The organism is Chitinophaga japonensis, assembly GCF_007830125.1.
GTDB classification, from domain to species: Bacteria; Bacteroidota; Bacteroidia; order Chitinophagales; family Chitinophagaceae; genus Chitinophaga; species Chitinophaga japonensis.
On sequence record NZ_VLLG01000005.1, the window covers coordinates 495,080 to 509,752 of the forward strand.

Genomic DNA, 14,673 nt, shown 5'->3' on the forward strand with positions numbered 1-14,673 from the left:
TTGATATTAATTTAGTAGCCGGAATTTTGAGGCAAACCAGACAAATTGACATCCGTAGCAGGGATAGGGGCAATCGCTTTATTACTCGGATAAATCAACTCCTTTGCAACAGGAATTGATGCGTCCTCCCGGTATACATTTTTGTTCCACCTGAGCAGGTCAAACATTCTGTGCCCTTCAAATGCAAACTCTTTCCTCCACTCCTTGTGGATAGCATCCAAGAGGGCTTGCCCGGTACCAATGGTGGCTGGAGCACCGGGATCGGCCCGTTTGCGGACCATGTCAAGAAAAACTCTGGCGCTATCCTCCTGGCTCAGTTTTGCATACGACTCTGCAGCAACGAGAAACATCTCCGATGAACGAAGTATAGTATGGTAATAAGAAAGCGAGGGAAGGGGAAATCCATCAATAGCTCCGCCGGGATACTTAGTTACATTCCAGTTTTCCCCATCCTGGGCTACCCACACATTCCTTGCGTCTGCAGGACTCTCCTTTAAAACGGAGGCGATATCACCGGTTGCAACAAACTGCTGAAAGGAAGGATCAAAATACAACCCTGCGAAATATGTATAATAATTACCGCTTCCGGCGCCACCCCATGCAGGCGGCAATTGGAACAGCGCCTCCGTTTCCTCCGCAGTGAACAGCTTTGCAGGATAATCCGGCATTTTCATCAAAGGAGTAATTGCCGCCACGGCTGTTGCAAGGTCCTTTGCCGCCTGAAAATCTCCTTTATAAAGATAGATCCTGGCCAGCAATGCTTTTGCTGCGTTGCCAGTCATCATCAAGACATTGTCACTTCCCGTAGGCAGTAACCGGATCGCATCACCAAGATCAGCGATCATATGATCATACACGGCAGCCACAGTGGCTCTGGAGAAAACCTTCGTCCAATCAGAAGAAGTAATATATGGGATCCCTGGATGTGATGCGTCGGCAGTAAAGTTATAAGGCTGTGAGAATACATTTACCAGGGCGGCATGTACCAAAGCCCTTAAAGCGGATGCCTGCCCTTTCAGGTTATCAGCCTTTTCTTCATTTTCGGCCCGATACCTGTCTGCAGATTCGATCACAAAACTGCAGTCTCCCGCAATCCTGTAACCGGCAAACCAGGATGGGTTCATATTCAACCCTTCCGGGCTGATAATATTAGACACCTCTTCGTCGCTTTGCTGCGCCCAACTGTAGTGAGGCATCAATGCATTCGACCCTGTAACAGGCTTTACATTATCGGCAATCAGATCCGGGTAGATAATTGCATATCCATGATAGAAATATGATGCCAATTCCAGGTAAATCCCATTTAAATAATCCTCCGTTGTTTTCAGATCAGTAACGTATGACTGCCGGAGCGGATAACTGTTATCAGGAACATTCAGAAAGTCTTTTTTGCAAGCGCCTGCCAAAAGTACCAGTATAAACAGCACGTGCCATTTTTTACCTAATACGTTTTTCATTATCATTTATTAAGACGATTGAGATATTAAAAATTAACATTCAGCCCGCCCGAGAAAGAACGCTGGCTTGGATATGCATAAAATGTGCTACCCGTCAGGTCTGAATTATCAGGATCCTGCCCCGGAAATTTAGTCCAGAGGGCAAGGTTGTTTCCCTGGACGTACACCCTCAACGAGCTCAAGCCTGACCATCCAAGCATGTTTCCGGGAAATGTGTATGATAGCGTTATATTTTTTAGCCGTATATAGTCTCCGTCAAACAGGTAGCGGGTCGAAAAACGGTCCCCTCCATCGGTATTATTGAGCATTCTCCTGGGATTACTGGCAATATCACCTGGTTTCTGCCAGCGGTCCAAAGCCTGCTTTACCTGGTTAGCATATGGGTACCGGCCGTCTGTTAACAATGGGTTGGCGAGGGCACTGTTGAATACCTGAAAGCCATATTGATAGTAAAACATTGCGGAAAGTTCCAGGTTGCCAAAGTTTAATGTACTGGTAACCGCACCAAATCCGTCAGGCTGCGGCTTACCTACGAATTCTCTTATTGCTGCATTATAGTCACTGGTAGTCTTACCTGTAGAATCGATCCATGTAGGTAATCCATCCGCGGGGTTTACCCCAGCCCATTTTTTTAAATAAAAAGAATTGTAGTTCCTTCCCACTTCATTTGCCATCTTGTTGTTTACCGTTGCGGCAGAGGGTACATTTGCTTTCGTAAGCTTGTTCTGATTGGCACTCCAGTTCGCGCTCACATTCCATCTGAATGTCCCATTCCTTATTATATCCGCTGAAAGGGAAAGCTCTACCCCGCTGTTCTCTATGTTTCCTATATTGGACAAAACACTGTAATAACCCGAGCTTTGGGGAAGATTTATCCTGGATATGAGGTCGCTGGTATTTCTTTTATAGATATCGGCGGCGACTATAATCCTGTCCTGCAAGAAGCGCGCTTCCAAACCGGCATCCCAGGTGAAAGTCTCTTCCCACCTCACATCCGGGTTGCCTGGGCTGGTTCCCGGGTAGACAGCTACATTACCCTGAAAAGTGGATATTTCCAGTATGTCATAACGTGTAAGCCGGTCAATGGCGGCAGAGTTCCCGGCTGCACCAATGCTGCCCCTGATCTTTAAGTAGCTCAGCCAGGGAACCTGCTTCATAAATGGTTCAGAAGTAATTAACCATCCCAATCCTGCAGACCAGTAAGTACCGAACCGCTTTCTGTCACCAAATCGGGAAGAACCGTCCCTTCGCAAACTGGATGAAATAAAGTATCTGTCCCTGAACGCGTAATTTGCCTGCCCGAAGAACGATAACAGGGTTTCCCTCGTACTTACTCCACCGTATCGCTGTACGGTAGCTCCCGGGCTATTTATCTGGTCATAATAGGGAAGCCCCAGTCCTTTAACTGATACAAGCAGGTGCTTCCTGTTCAATACCTGCGCCTCCTGGCCCAATAGTATATTAATTATATGCTTTTCATTTATCTGCCTGTCAAACCGGAGAATATTTGTGTTAATAATGTTTGCATTTCGCAGGTCCATCTCCTCCACTCTTCCTACTCCTGTCGAATAATTAACCGGATCAAACAACCTCGGATCGACCTTCTCCTTTGACTCCGTCAGCATAAAATCCACTCCAACATTAGAAGTAAACCTTAAATACTTCAGAAAACCGACCTCCCCATATAGTTTAGCCAGCCCCCGGTATGATGTATTCCTGTTAATGTTATATTCCGCTGCGGCTAATGGGTTTGCTAACGGGATAGCCGAGGATGTGCCCCATTCATAGTTCAGCATATAATTGCCATCAGCCAATCGAACCGGGTTTAGGGGCGACATAACCTCTGCTATCCCGTTTGTCTGAAAGGCATCAGACGTATTTGAATAATCCTGCCTATTATAAGAGAACGTTGTATTGATACCGAACTTAAGCCAATCGCTTGCACGATTTTCAAAATTAAACCGGAGAGAAGTCCTTTTATAACCCGTTCTCCTGATGATGCCCTTTTGGTCAGAATGTTCCACATTCAAATAAAAATTGTTGCGATCACTGCCTCCCGACATTGAGATCTCATTGGTAACAGTGGTGGCATCTCCAGTATATAATTCACTATACCAGTTGGGGGCCGGATAAAAATCGCCATTCGCCTGCACAGGAAATTTTTGCTGCAAATCCGCCCTGATCGCGTCATCCGTCCACCTGGCAGGGTCAGTATTCCTGTATGTTTCATAGAGTAAATCAAGGTACTCCTGCCGGTCCAACACCTGCATTTCCCCTTTCCACCTGGAAGCAATATCTGTTTGATGACGAAAACTGAAGACTGTTTTACCTGATTTTCCTCTCTTGGTAGTAACCAATATTACGCCATTGCTTGCCTTGGATCCATATAACGCAATAGCCGCCGCATCCTTCAATACAGTTATTGTTTCAATATCCGAAGGATTTAGCTGGGACAGCGGGTTGCTGATGGCTGTACCGGAGATCCTGATCTGAATAGGGTCCTGAGAAACAGGTATACCGTCGATGACGATTAATGGATTTCTTACTGTTGTTCCATCCACCAGCTCCCCCCCGGTTGCAATACCCCTCAGCACAATATTTCCCACGCCGCCCCCCGGCTGCCCGGTCCCATTCGTTATCTGTAATCCCGGCACCATCCCTTGCAGGCTCTTATCAAAACTCCTATTCGGCAAATTCTGTATCTGCTCCCCCCTCACCACCGTCACCGCTCCCGTATTCGCCCGCTGCGTTGTCTCCCCATACGCCACCACTACTGTTTCATCCAAATCATTCACACTCACATTCAGCTTCGCCAATATGGTCTTCCCCTTCACCGGTATCTCCCGCTTTTCAAACCCCACAGAACTGATCACCAGCACCGCATTGGGCCTGACGCCTGCCAGGCTGAAATGCCCGTTCTCATCTGTACTGGCGCCGTCATGGGTGCCTTTGACCATCACTGTAGCCCCTGGTATCGGTGCTCCCTTTGCATCCGTTACGGAACCGGACACCGTTATCTGGTTCACGCTGGAATCTTTTACAGGCGCAGCAGGAGCCTCACTTCTTTTCACTTCTTCTTTTTTTTTAGTGATGCTCACTGCGTTCTCATTATACACCCATGTATAGTCATGCCCCAGCACTTTGCGCAGCACATCGTCTACCCGCGCATTCTGCATATCCACACTCACCCTTTCTTTATCATTCACGAAATTTGCCGCATAAAAGAAGTTGTAGCCGGCTTGTTTTTTAATAGATTTAAAAACCGTCAGGAGGGGAACATCCTGTCCCTTGACGGTCACCTTTTCTTCGCCGTCCTGGAAGGACCATGCACCCAGTAAAACGGCCGCCGGCGCCAGTAAGATCATGGGAAGCCACCTCCGGCAAAAGGCGCTTACCCTCGTAGGTAAGGTGGGACGTGTAAAGTTTGACATACTTAGGTGATTATAAGTTTTATGTGGTAATGCTGTTCACATGAATCTGTCCAATAGGCACTCTACATGTATATCGGGCAGCCATAAAAATCGTACTACCTCTTAACAATTTGTTTACAAACAAAAGAAGGCCCCCTTCCTGTTTACAAAGGATTAACTAAAAAAGTGATTATAGTTTATGCGTTCACGTTGTACCTACGGTGAAAAGATGAGCCGGCTGCAAAGGGATGCCCAGCCCGGTATCATAGTTTTGATAAATGTGCATAAAATGTATCATCCTGTTAATACAGGATTAACATTTGATTCATTTAAATAGTGTATCTTTCTTATAGCGAATAATAAAAACCTCTTACGCACCATTAATGAACGGTTCCCGGAAAAGCTTAAACAAAACTTAAAATAAATATTGGTGTAAAATTTATAATTTTCGGCGTCCATTATTTTACAAGCCCAATAGTACATCAAAGCAATTTTCACAATCGCAGTGATTGTCATGTTATAACTGTAAATATTGGGGACATCAGTATGCAACAAGCACACGAGGACTGGCTATTGGCCGAACTAAAAACAGGCAATGAGACGGCGTTCAGTGAGATCTACCGCCGGTACTACACGCCGTTGCGCCTGGAAGCCTACTACAGGCTCCGCAATGACGCAGAGGCGGAAGACGTAGTACAGGACGTATTCACCTCCCTTTGGGCCAGGAAAGAGAAACTGCCCGATATTGCCTTCAAGACCTACCTGTTCCAGGCCGTGCGCAACCGTTGTATTGACAAGATCCGGAAGAATGCCACCCATCATCATTACACCGAGCAATTAAAAGATCTCCCCGAACCTTCGACCCGGTATATCGCTATAGAACATAAAGAATTATCCCGCCAACTGAAGACCGTCATATCCGGCATCCCACCCGCCCAACGCAAAGCTTTTGAACTGTCCTACCTGGAAGACAAAAGCAACCGGCAGATCAGTGAAGAACTGGGCACTTCGCTGCAAACTGTCAAGAACAACCTCACTTCCGCGCTGAAAACCCTGCGCAATAAGTTAATCAATTTACATAACGCCTAGTACTTTTAGGCTACATCTACGATATACACTTAGTATGGACCTGGAAGCAATACAGCAACTGATCATCGAGGAGATTGCCGGCACCCTTACACCGGAACAACAAACGCACTTACGGCAGATCGTAGCGGACAACGAGGAAGCGGCCGCGTTACGGGCGGCCATGCACGAAGCGCTGCCCCCGGAAAAAGTGGCTACTATCCGTGCCGGCTTGGATATGGAACGCCCCGGGGAGATCATTGCCGGGGTAAAACGCCGTAAAAGAAAGGTGTTCCTGCTTAAAGCTTCAGGTATAGCGGCTTCCATCCTGTTACTTGCCGCCATCTGCTGGCAATTGCTGCTGGCTCCTGCTATCCATCCCGGGAAAGACAGGCTGCCGGGGAATGGCAAACATATAGCCCTGCAACTGGCCAACGGCAAAACCATCGACCTCTCTACCGCCGGTCCGCGGGTTCGGATAGACAACATTACCCTGAATAATGCCAACAAAAAGCTCAGCTACGCTACTGATGAAAGCATCCCCCAACTGGTGACGCTGTATATTCCCGCCGGCAAGGACTATAATATTGTACTGTCCGACGGTACGGAAATAATGCTCAACTCCGCTACTACCCTGCAATTCCCCTCCGCCTTTACCGGCGGCGCCCGCGAGGTGACCATCCAGGGGGAAGCTTTCCTGAAAGTGGCTAAACAGGCCGGCAAACCCTTCCTGGTGCACCTGCCCGGCAATACCGTGCAGGTGCTGGGCACTGCGTTCAACGTCAATACCTATGATTCCGCACGGGTAAAGGTGGCGCTGGTAAACGGATCGGTGAGATTAACCTCCGGCGTGGACAGCGTATTGCTGAAACCCGGTTACCTGGCTGCCAGCAATGGCCAAAAGATGCAGGTTGCCCGCTTTGATGCCGAGGAGGTGCTTAGCTGGCAGCAGGGGATCTATAATTTCTATAACACCCCCTTCTCCGAGGCTGCCGCTGTTATTTCCCGCTGGTACGGGATCGACTTTATTATTGATGATCCGGCACTGAACAAGCGGCTGTTCACCGGCGTAATTGACCGTAACCAGCCCTTGCAGCAATTCCTGGACAATATGAAAGCAACAAATGGCCTGCAATATGAGATCCGGGATGAGAGCATCCATATCCGGTAACCCCATACAGGCTGAAAACCTCTCTTAAATTATTATCCAAAACAGCTAAAATACCCCAATAGTCCGGCTGTAATACGGCCTGCCGTTGCGTTGCAGTGGCTTTGGCTAATTTGTATCACCATTTATCCCCATTTTGAAGAAGGTATCATCAGGCAGGCCGGAGATGCTACCCTCGTGACCGGAATTTTTTAATGCCCCATGCCCCTCAAGCAATGGCGGCTGATTTTAGATAATACAGATCCTTTTATACGTTGTTTGGAATACGCTTATGTTAATACCACACACTCCCGACCAGGTTACTCACACAGGCCAAACCGTGCCCGTACCGTGGGAATTGAAAAAGTACCTGGCGCCCTGGGCTGGCGCCGAATGCCTGTCCTACGATTTTGGAATCATCATCCGGCAGGTGCTCGCAACAGCGGATTTCCGGATCTGCGCATCGGTATTGAACATTACCCGGCCGGTACAATTGTATCCCTATTGGGATACACCGGCGATTGCGCTGCAATATATACGCCAGGGGAGCATATGCGCCTGCTTAAACGGTACGGCAGAGGTTTCGCTGGATGCTTCGCGGTACAGTCTTTTTCATATAAGAGCCGGCCAGCATGTTTACCGGCCGCAGGAAGGCCTCAGCGAATTGTTGCGCATAGAAATAAGCCCGCGCTTCCTGCAGGAGCTGCAGGCCGCCCACCCGCTGCTCCAACAAATGCTGGACAACCTTCGCAAGGGCCATCAGACAGGCGAGCTGTTATACCCTGCCAGGATGAATGGCAAAGTAAAGCACATCTTACATGAAATATACCAGTGCCGGAAAACCGGGCCCTCCCTGCACCTGGAAATGAAGGCCCATATATACAGCCTGCTCAGCGCCTATGATGAGGAGATCACCCTGGCGCATAACCTGGAGAGCATCCAGGCCTCCAAAATGGAAAAGACCCTGCTGGCAGTGAAGCATTACATTACCGATTACCCGCACATCCATGAGTGCAGCCTGGAAAGCATGTCGCGGCATTTCAATATCAGCTCCTCTGCTCTAAAACTGAATTTCAAAAGGCAATATCACATATCCCTGGGGGATTTTGTGCAACAGCAGTGCATGCTCAAAGCCCAGCAATTGTTGGCAGGCGGCGCAGATCCTGTGAGGGATATTGCGCTGCAGTTGGGATATACGGATGTATCCAATTTCTCCCGCGCCTTTCGGAATTATACCGGCCGCTCACCGCATGAGATGCGGATCCATCCGGAGCAGGCCTCCCGGGGGCGGCACTGAGAGGTTATCCAGCTCCAGGCCGGATTCAATCCCTTTCAGGCGGGCCGGTATCCCCCTGGTCATCCATACGGGCGCCGGCGTTCTTTTCAGGTAATGGGCAAAGAACTGCGCCATGCGGATGCTGAAGTCCATAGCCGGAGGGCCACTGAGCGTATGCGCACAGTCGTCGTACTGCAGCATCCAGCCGGTTTTACCCAGGCGGCGCAGCCCGGTTATTAACTCCACGCCTTGGGCAAAGGGTACCACTTCGTCCTGCTTGTTATGCATCAGCAGCAGCGGGGTGGTGATTTCATCGGCTCCTAACACGGGAGAGTTTTCAATATACCGTTCCGGCACTTCCCAGAGCGGGGCTTCCATACAATAGGGATATCCTTCTATTTTCGGCATCATGCTGGCGCCATTCTCATCCAGGGCGCCGTGTGCGCTGATCAGGTCTGTAAAGCCGGCAGCAGCACAGGCAGCAGCGAAACGGCCGGTACGGGTCACCAGGTAGTTGGTGGCATACGCCCCCAGTTCGAAGCCCTGCAATCCCATTTTCTTCGCATCCACCCATGGTTGCTTTGCCAGATAATCCGCCGCACTATTTACGGCATTATAAATGCTTGGCCCCGGCGCGCCCATCTTATAATAGATATCCGGTGAAAATACGAGGTAGCCATTGCTCACATACCAGGGAATATTCAGCCGACCATCGGAAGGACCAGGGGGTAGATACAGGTGTAGCCTGTCGGACATTAGCTCGTTATAATAGAAGATCACCGGGTACCGTTTGTCCGGATTAAAGTTTTCCGGCTTGTACAGGATGCCCTGCAGGGTATCGCCGTCCGGCGAGCACCAGTTGTGCAGTTCGGTGGTGAACCAGTTGCAGGCCGTTTCCGGGTGCAGGTCGCTTAAAGGGGTAAAGGTTTTAAAATCCGTTGTGTAATAATAATTGGGGGATTGTGTGGCGCTCTCCCGGCGCAGGACGTATGCCTCCGCATCCCGTGCTTTAAGGGGCGCCTCGCCGTATTTGCCAGGTATATGGTACAGGTAGGGGCCCATAACCAGCGGCTCCGGAGTGGCAGTCTTACCGGGCGCCAGGCGGTAAAAGCCATTGTCTTTTGTACGTCTGTTAAGCGCCGTTAATAAAAGCGGCGGTGCGACGCCATCCGCCGTGTTATCAAGCTCCAGGGCCGGCTGGAGCATAAGATGGTGCTTGTCCCCATATGCTTTAATGGCGCTAAGGAGCGCCGCATCGTATAACTCCTGCTGCCCCGGATAGGCTATCTTGCGGTTATTAATGCCAATGGAGATCGTATCTTTTAAGTTTCCTAGCTCCTTTAGCTGCTGCGACTGCAGCTTTTTGTCCCTGTAATGCCATATGTCCACCATTACGGCATCAGGGCCGGGCTTGGGCAGGAATTTCTGTTTCAAAACGCACAACAGGGAGCTGCCGTCCCGGCTGAAGCGCAGTACACCATGAAACCGGAAATCCGTATCTATCCCCCTCGACTGGTTATTGGCCAATAGTATGGCCTCCTCCTGGCCAAGCCGGTAATTCCACACGCTGCTGCTGTCCCTGGTAAAGGCCAGCTGCGTACCGTCTTCACTCCATACATAATCGCTGACGCCAGTGAATTGTTTCTTACTGCCGCTGGCGGGATCATAAATTACCAGTTCCTTACCAGGTGCCTTAGGCTGGTATGCCAGCATAAGCTTTTCCCCGGCTGCTGGCACCTGGAAGGACTGCACACCTGGTATATAGCTGGCAGCAGTTGTGCCCAGGGTAAGCAGGCACAAGCTGTCGCCCTGTGTAATAAAAACGACAGTGTGGTTACCAGGAGCAAAGGCAGCCTGGCGGGCGCCTGGCCATGCTTTCTCCCAGCTAAGGTCGGCAGCTTTCAGCACCAGCGAGCTGCTGCCGGCTGGCTGGTTTTTGATGTAATACAATACATATTTTCCATCGTTGCTGATAGCGGCGTCACCAACGGAGGGCCAGGAGGCATACATACCGGTATCTATTACTGGCTTTTGCGCCAGCAGGCAATTGGCATATAACAATATGAGGGAAGATAACAGAAATCGTTGCATAAACAGTTCTACTTATTGTTTCAAGGGTCTATGAAATAAGGGGAGAAGAGCATACACAAGCAACGGCAACAGGATAGCAAAGTAATACATTTTGAAATGACAAACAAACAGGATAGGCTTTATTATTTATAGGTGGTACCTTTTTGTTTACTATCCGTTACTATGTGGGAGACACAGGACATCATACAATTGCAATAGTTTATTAATTAACGGGAAACTGTCCCTGTATATGTATACGTGGACAGTTTTTCTTTTTGGAGAGGGACCGGCTACACTTAAAAGCAAACTGATCCAAAATGACAATAAAAAAAATGTAAGATGATAACAGCGTTTAGTGCACCACGCACTAAATTAGAATAAATGTTGAAGTTCTTATTCTATCCTCAAGTTACTGAACTGCCAACATCATGGGGAAGCCGAAAACCATAAAACAGAGTGGCAATATAAGTTAACTCTAAAGTTTAGCTTTTTGAACTTTAAAAAGCAAAATGATCATGAAATGTGCTAAAATTGCTTTGACAGCTATTGCTTTGTTTGCCGTTGTTGGTGGCGCCTTGGCTTTTAAATCTTACAGGGGCATTGATACTTACTACAGGCTTACTGCAGACGAAACTGGACCGTGTACACTAACTGCTATTAATCATACATTTGGTATTTCTCCACAAGGTACCGTCTATGCGACAACCATAGAAGGTGCTGATTGTATAACAAGAGCATTCTTGATTGATCTAATGTAAAACAACCCCTTAAAGGGCCAACAACCTCAATAATAGTTCATTTAGATGTCTGGATGTAAGAACAGGACGGCTTCAAAACAGTCCTGTTCTTGTACTTCAACCCAACGTGTTGCTGGACATAAAGAAGTCCGCTGCTTATTGCAACCCCCTGTCAACACCTTTTAACTTTGCCGGCACCCCGGTATTCATCCATTCAGGGGCCGGTTTTTCTTTCAAATAGTGATCAAAAAACTGTGTGATACGAATGGTTAAGTCCATCTCGTTCTTTCTTTGATGAAGACTATGCTGTTCTTCATCATACTGCAGTAACCAGGCCCTTTTCCCCAGGCGATACAGGCTGGTAAAAAGTTGTACTCCTTGTTCAAAATGAACAATCGCATCCAACTTATTACTGATTACTAATACGGGAGTTGTTACCTTGTCTACCTGAAAAATTGGGGAGTTCTTAATATACAGGTCCGGCTTCCCCCACAAACTTGCTCCCATTCTGTTCTGTCCTCGTTCGCAGAATTCCTGAAGGCTCATTCCCGAATTAAATACGTAATTCCCATATTGGCTAATATTGTTAACCACACCTGCATCAGCACAAGCTGCCGCAAATAAATTGGAGCGAGTAATCACGTAATTTGTTTCATATCCGCCAAAACTACGTCCGGAAATGCCTACGTGACTGCTATCTGTCCAGGGCTGACCAACCAGGTAATTCCTTGCACCTGCTATTGCACTATAAGCACTTTCCCCAATCTCTCCAATAGTATAATGAATGTCCGGTATAAAAACCAGGTACCCCTGGCTTACAAAATAAGAAATGTTAATGCCCCCATCTGAAAAATCTGGAGGAATATATTGATTTAGCCAATCTGATTTTGATTCATAGTAGTGGATAATAACAGGATATTTTTGATGCGGATCAAAACTCTCCGGCTTATACAGTACGCCCTGCTCCTTCCGCCCATCCAGGGTGCAAAATGTTACCAACTCTGATTGCAGCCAATTGTAAGCACGCTCTGGATAAACATGGCTTAAAGGAAGGAATTGCTTGAAATCTTTTGTTAAAAAATAATTGGGCGCCTCCCTGGCACTACAACGCCATACTACATAATTTACTGCATCACGTGCTTTGGCAGGTCGCATGCCTTCTAAAATATAAGCAGACCAGGCATAATATATATAGGGGCCCATTGTTAAAACATCTGGCTCCCGTTTGTTACCAATCACGGCAGCATAAAAACCGTTGTGCCTATTATCATTATCAAAAGCAGCCAGTATTAGTCTATCTCCCCTTTTGTAAATGGTACCTTCATTATCAATAAATCTGAAAGTAACATTATTTCTCCTGCCGTAACCATTGGTAAGATTCACGGGAGCGCTGATCCCTTTGGGATCCAGCTGCCAGATATCATACCTGTCATATATTAACATCGCTTCATCCCCCTCTAGCCAATATCCCCAAAAAGATAAGCCACGGTGATCCGATGGCACCCAGGAAGGATCACTATTCCCGGCATCTCCAACCGAAAGAGGAAGCAACCCGGTAACATCATATGTCACTCCCGTAGCCAGTTCATAAGTGAACATATTACCATGGCTGTCTTCGCCTACCAAATATTTATCCCCGGGAGATATCCCATAAAAAGGGACCCGCACCTGCTTCCGTTCACCTGTCTTTACAGATACTAGATGATATAGAGGCCGGGATAGATTATTCCAATACCTTTCTCGCTGATCGCCTTCGTTATAGACTACTATCCCCCAATCATCATTGCTTTTATTACTGATCAAACGGAATTCTTCACCCTCATTTTGCAAGCGGATGATATGTTTATTTTGTATATCAACTACTGCCATATAACCCAGTTGGCCAGTTGCTTTCTCCAATAACTGCTGAGGTTGTAACTTTGCATCTGTAGTGCTCCATATATCCATTGCCACGCCGCCCTCAACCTCCTTTGCATGATTGCGCTCCTTTATACTAAAAAACAACCGTTCGCCCGCTATATTAAAGTTTGACAAGTCATTAACTTCCCAGCTACTATCAAGCGCATTCATCTTATTATTATCCACCAGTGATACAGCAGTATCCATACCTGCACTATAATACCAGATCGATTTCATCTCCCTCTTGTTGTAAGTATATTTTTCTACAAAAGCTAATTTTTTGCCGGTATTATCAAAGCGAAAATCTGAAATACTCTCGCTTTCCCCGATAACTTTCGGCTTCCCGGAATGCTTACCTGAAATATCCACCCAGTTTAAAGATTGAATTACGGTATGGGGGGTGGCTTCTTCCCGCTTAAACACCAAAGTTGTACCTTCTTTATTTAGCTTATAATTTTCAACCCCAACAAATACCTCTTCCTTATCGGTTTGTATATTTCGTAATACCAACTTTTTTTCAGCACCCTTTAACCGGTAGGCTAACCAGTCCTCCTGCCTCTTCCTGAAATACTCAAAACCGCTCACATTAGTAATACAAAATTCTGCCAGCCCGCTACCACCCAGTTTGTACCCGCATAAGCTATCTCCCCCCTGAAATACAATCGCCCTCCGGCTATCATCTGTGAATAAGGCTGTCCTTCCACCCTCTAACTCCAGTTTCCAACGGTTATCTACTGACTGAATCACCCGATTAGCTATCCGATAAGTAACATACTTCCCATTGTTGCTGACTTTAAGATCACGTTGAACGGTATGCCATTTATCAAAAACACCAGTGTCGATAATTGGCTTTTGGGCAAATAAACAGATAGTATAACAAGTAAAAAATGAAAATAAGAAAAACTGTTTCATAAACTGTTACATGAAGTTTTAATAGCCAATAAATTGTATAGAGAGAAAGACAAACATCATAAGCAACAGTAAGGCAAAATAATACATTTTGAACTGGCAAACAAACAGGGTATTGTTTATTATTAATAGGTAGTACCTTTTCTTAGGCTATCCGTTTTTACGCAAGAGAAATAAGGTAATCATAAGCAAACGGCAACAATTTATTAAGGAAATTCCCGCTAAAACAAACTATATCCTGTACTTCCGAATAGGTTGGTCTAAAATGACCACAAAAAAAATTCCAAGATGATAACGATCGTTACCCGATAGTGTTCTAAATTCGAACAAGTGTTAAAGCTTATAGCAAAGTCAAGCACCATACACTCGATCCGAATTGAAGAACTCAAAATAGCCGTTATGCTAAAAAGGAAAATTCGTAACCCTCAAAGGTATCTGATGACCTGTAACTCTAAGATCCGGCATTTCGTCCTTTCATCTCAATATATATAAGAGTGGCTTATATGCACCGCTTATCTTTCTTAGTAAGTCCAGCCGGCTGCTGCTGTGCCTTGCCGTATAGCACCACCGGGTAACCCTCAAAACCTTAAAGCATTTGACTATGCCACGTAAACAACCGTTTGTCTCGCCCGCATCTGCTCCTTGTCAACATGGCAGGCTTACAGGCATGCCTGTAAACGGGAAGATGCAATGCATTCAACAT

At 47.0% G+C, this 14,673-nt stretch carries 8 protein-coding genes; 4 read left to right on the forward strand and 4 right to left on the reverse strand.

All coding sequences use genetic code 11. The features are described from left to right. Window positions 1-11 precede the first annotated feature (11 nt). Window positions 12-1,457: a RagB/SusD family nutrient uptake outer membrane protein gene (locus LX66_RS23410; protein ID WP_158642732.1), complete on the reverse strand. Its 1,446-nt coding sequence runs from the start codon at window positions 1,455-1,457 to the stop codon at window positions 12-14. Between the two features lie 26 nt (window positions 1,458-1,483). Next, window positions 1,484-4,756: a SusC/RagA family TonB-linked outer membrane protein gene (locus LX66_RS23415; protein WP_158642733.1), complete on the reverse strand. Its 3,273-nt coding sequence runs from the start codon at window positions 4,754-4,756 to the stop codon at window positions 1,484-1,486. Between the two features lie 657 nt (window positions 4,757-5,413). Here LX66_RS23415 and LX66_RS23420 point away from each other — a divergent pair. The 3 genes from LX66_RS23420 (at window position 5,414) to LX66_RS23430 (ending at window position 8,376) form a co-directional block, all read left to right on the forward strand. Then, a complete protein-coding gene (locus tag LX66_RS23420; RefSeq protein ID WP_145717957.1) occupies window positions 5,414-5,956 on the forward strand; it encodes an RNA polymerase sigma-70 factor in 543 nt (180 codons plus the stop codon). 34 nt (window positions 5,957-5,990) lie between these two features. Continuing rightward, a complete protein-coding gene (locus LX66_RS23425) occupies window positions 5,991-7,103 on the forward strand; it encodes a FecR family protein (protein WP_145717959.1) in 1,113 nt (370 codons plus the stop codon). 316 nt (window positions 7,104-7,419) lie between these two features. Continuing rightward, on the forward strand, window positions 7,420-8,376 hold the full coding sequence (locus LX66_RS23430; RefSeq protein ID WP_158642734.1) for an AraC family transcriptional regulator: 957 nt from the start codon (window positions 7,420-7,422) through the stop codon (window positions 8,374-8,376). Here LX66_RS23430 and LX66_RS23435 read toward each other — a convergent pair. Beyond that, entirely contained in the window at window positions 8,323-10,446 is a 2,124-nt protein-coding gene (locus tag LX66_RS23435; RefSeq protein WP_145717963.1) for an alpha/beta hydrolase family protein, read from the reverse strand. The two genes, LX66_RS23430 and LX66_RS23435, sit on opposite strands and share 54 nt — an antisense overlap. Before the next feature lie 494 nt (window positions 10,447-10,940). Here LX66_RS23435 and LX66_RS23440 point away from each other — a divergent pair, with 494 nt between their 5' ends. After that, window positions 10,941-11,183 (forward strand): hypothetical protein, encoded by a 243-nt coding sequence (locus LX66_RS23440; protein WP_145717965.1) that lies wholly within the window; start codon window positions 10,941-10,943, stop codon window positions 11,181-11,183. A 135-nt stretch (window positions 11,184-11,318) separates the two neighbouring features. Here the strand turns inward: LX66_RS23440 and LX66_RS23445 are convergent, their stop codons facing one another. Further along, the gene (locus tag LX66_RS23445) at window positions 11,319-13,973 is read right to left on the reverse strand and encodes an alpha/beta hydrolase family protein (protein WP_145717967.1); all 2,655 of its coding nucleotides are present in this window, start codon (window positions 13,971-13,973) and stop codon (window positions 11,319-11,321) included. Between the last annotated feature and the right edge of the window lie 700 nt (window positions 13,974-14,673).

Excerpts from the sequence above, each read along its gene's own strand:
- LX66_RS23410 (WP_158642732.1), bottom strand. The coding sequence starts at position 1,457 with ATGAAAAACGTATTAGGTAAAAAATGGCACGTGCTGTTTATACTGGTA.
- LX66_RS23420 (WP_145717957.1), top strand. The coding sequence starts at position 5,414 with ATGCAACAAGCACACGAGGACTGGCTATTGGCCGAACTAAAAACAGGC.
- LX66_RS23425 (WP_145717959.1), top strand. The coding sequence starts at position 5,991 with ATGGACCTGGAAGCAATACAGCAACTGATCATCGAGGAGATTGCCGGC.
- LX66_RS23435 (WP_145717963.1), bottom strand. The coding sequence starts at position 10,446 with ATGCAACGATTTCTGTTATCTTCCCTCATATTGTTATATGCCAATTGC.
- LX66_RS23440 (WP_145717965.1), top strand. The coding sequence starts at position 10,941 with ATGAAATGTGCTAAAATTGCTTTGACAGCTATTGCTTTGTTTGCCGTT.
- LX66_RS23445 (WP_145717967.1), bottom strand. The coding sequence starts at position 13,973 with ATGAAACAGTTTTTCTTATTTTCATTTTTTACTTGTTATACTATCTGT.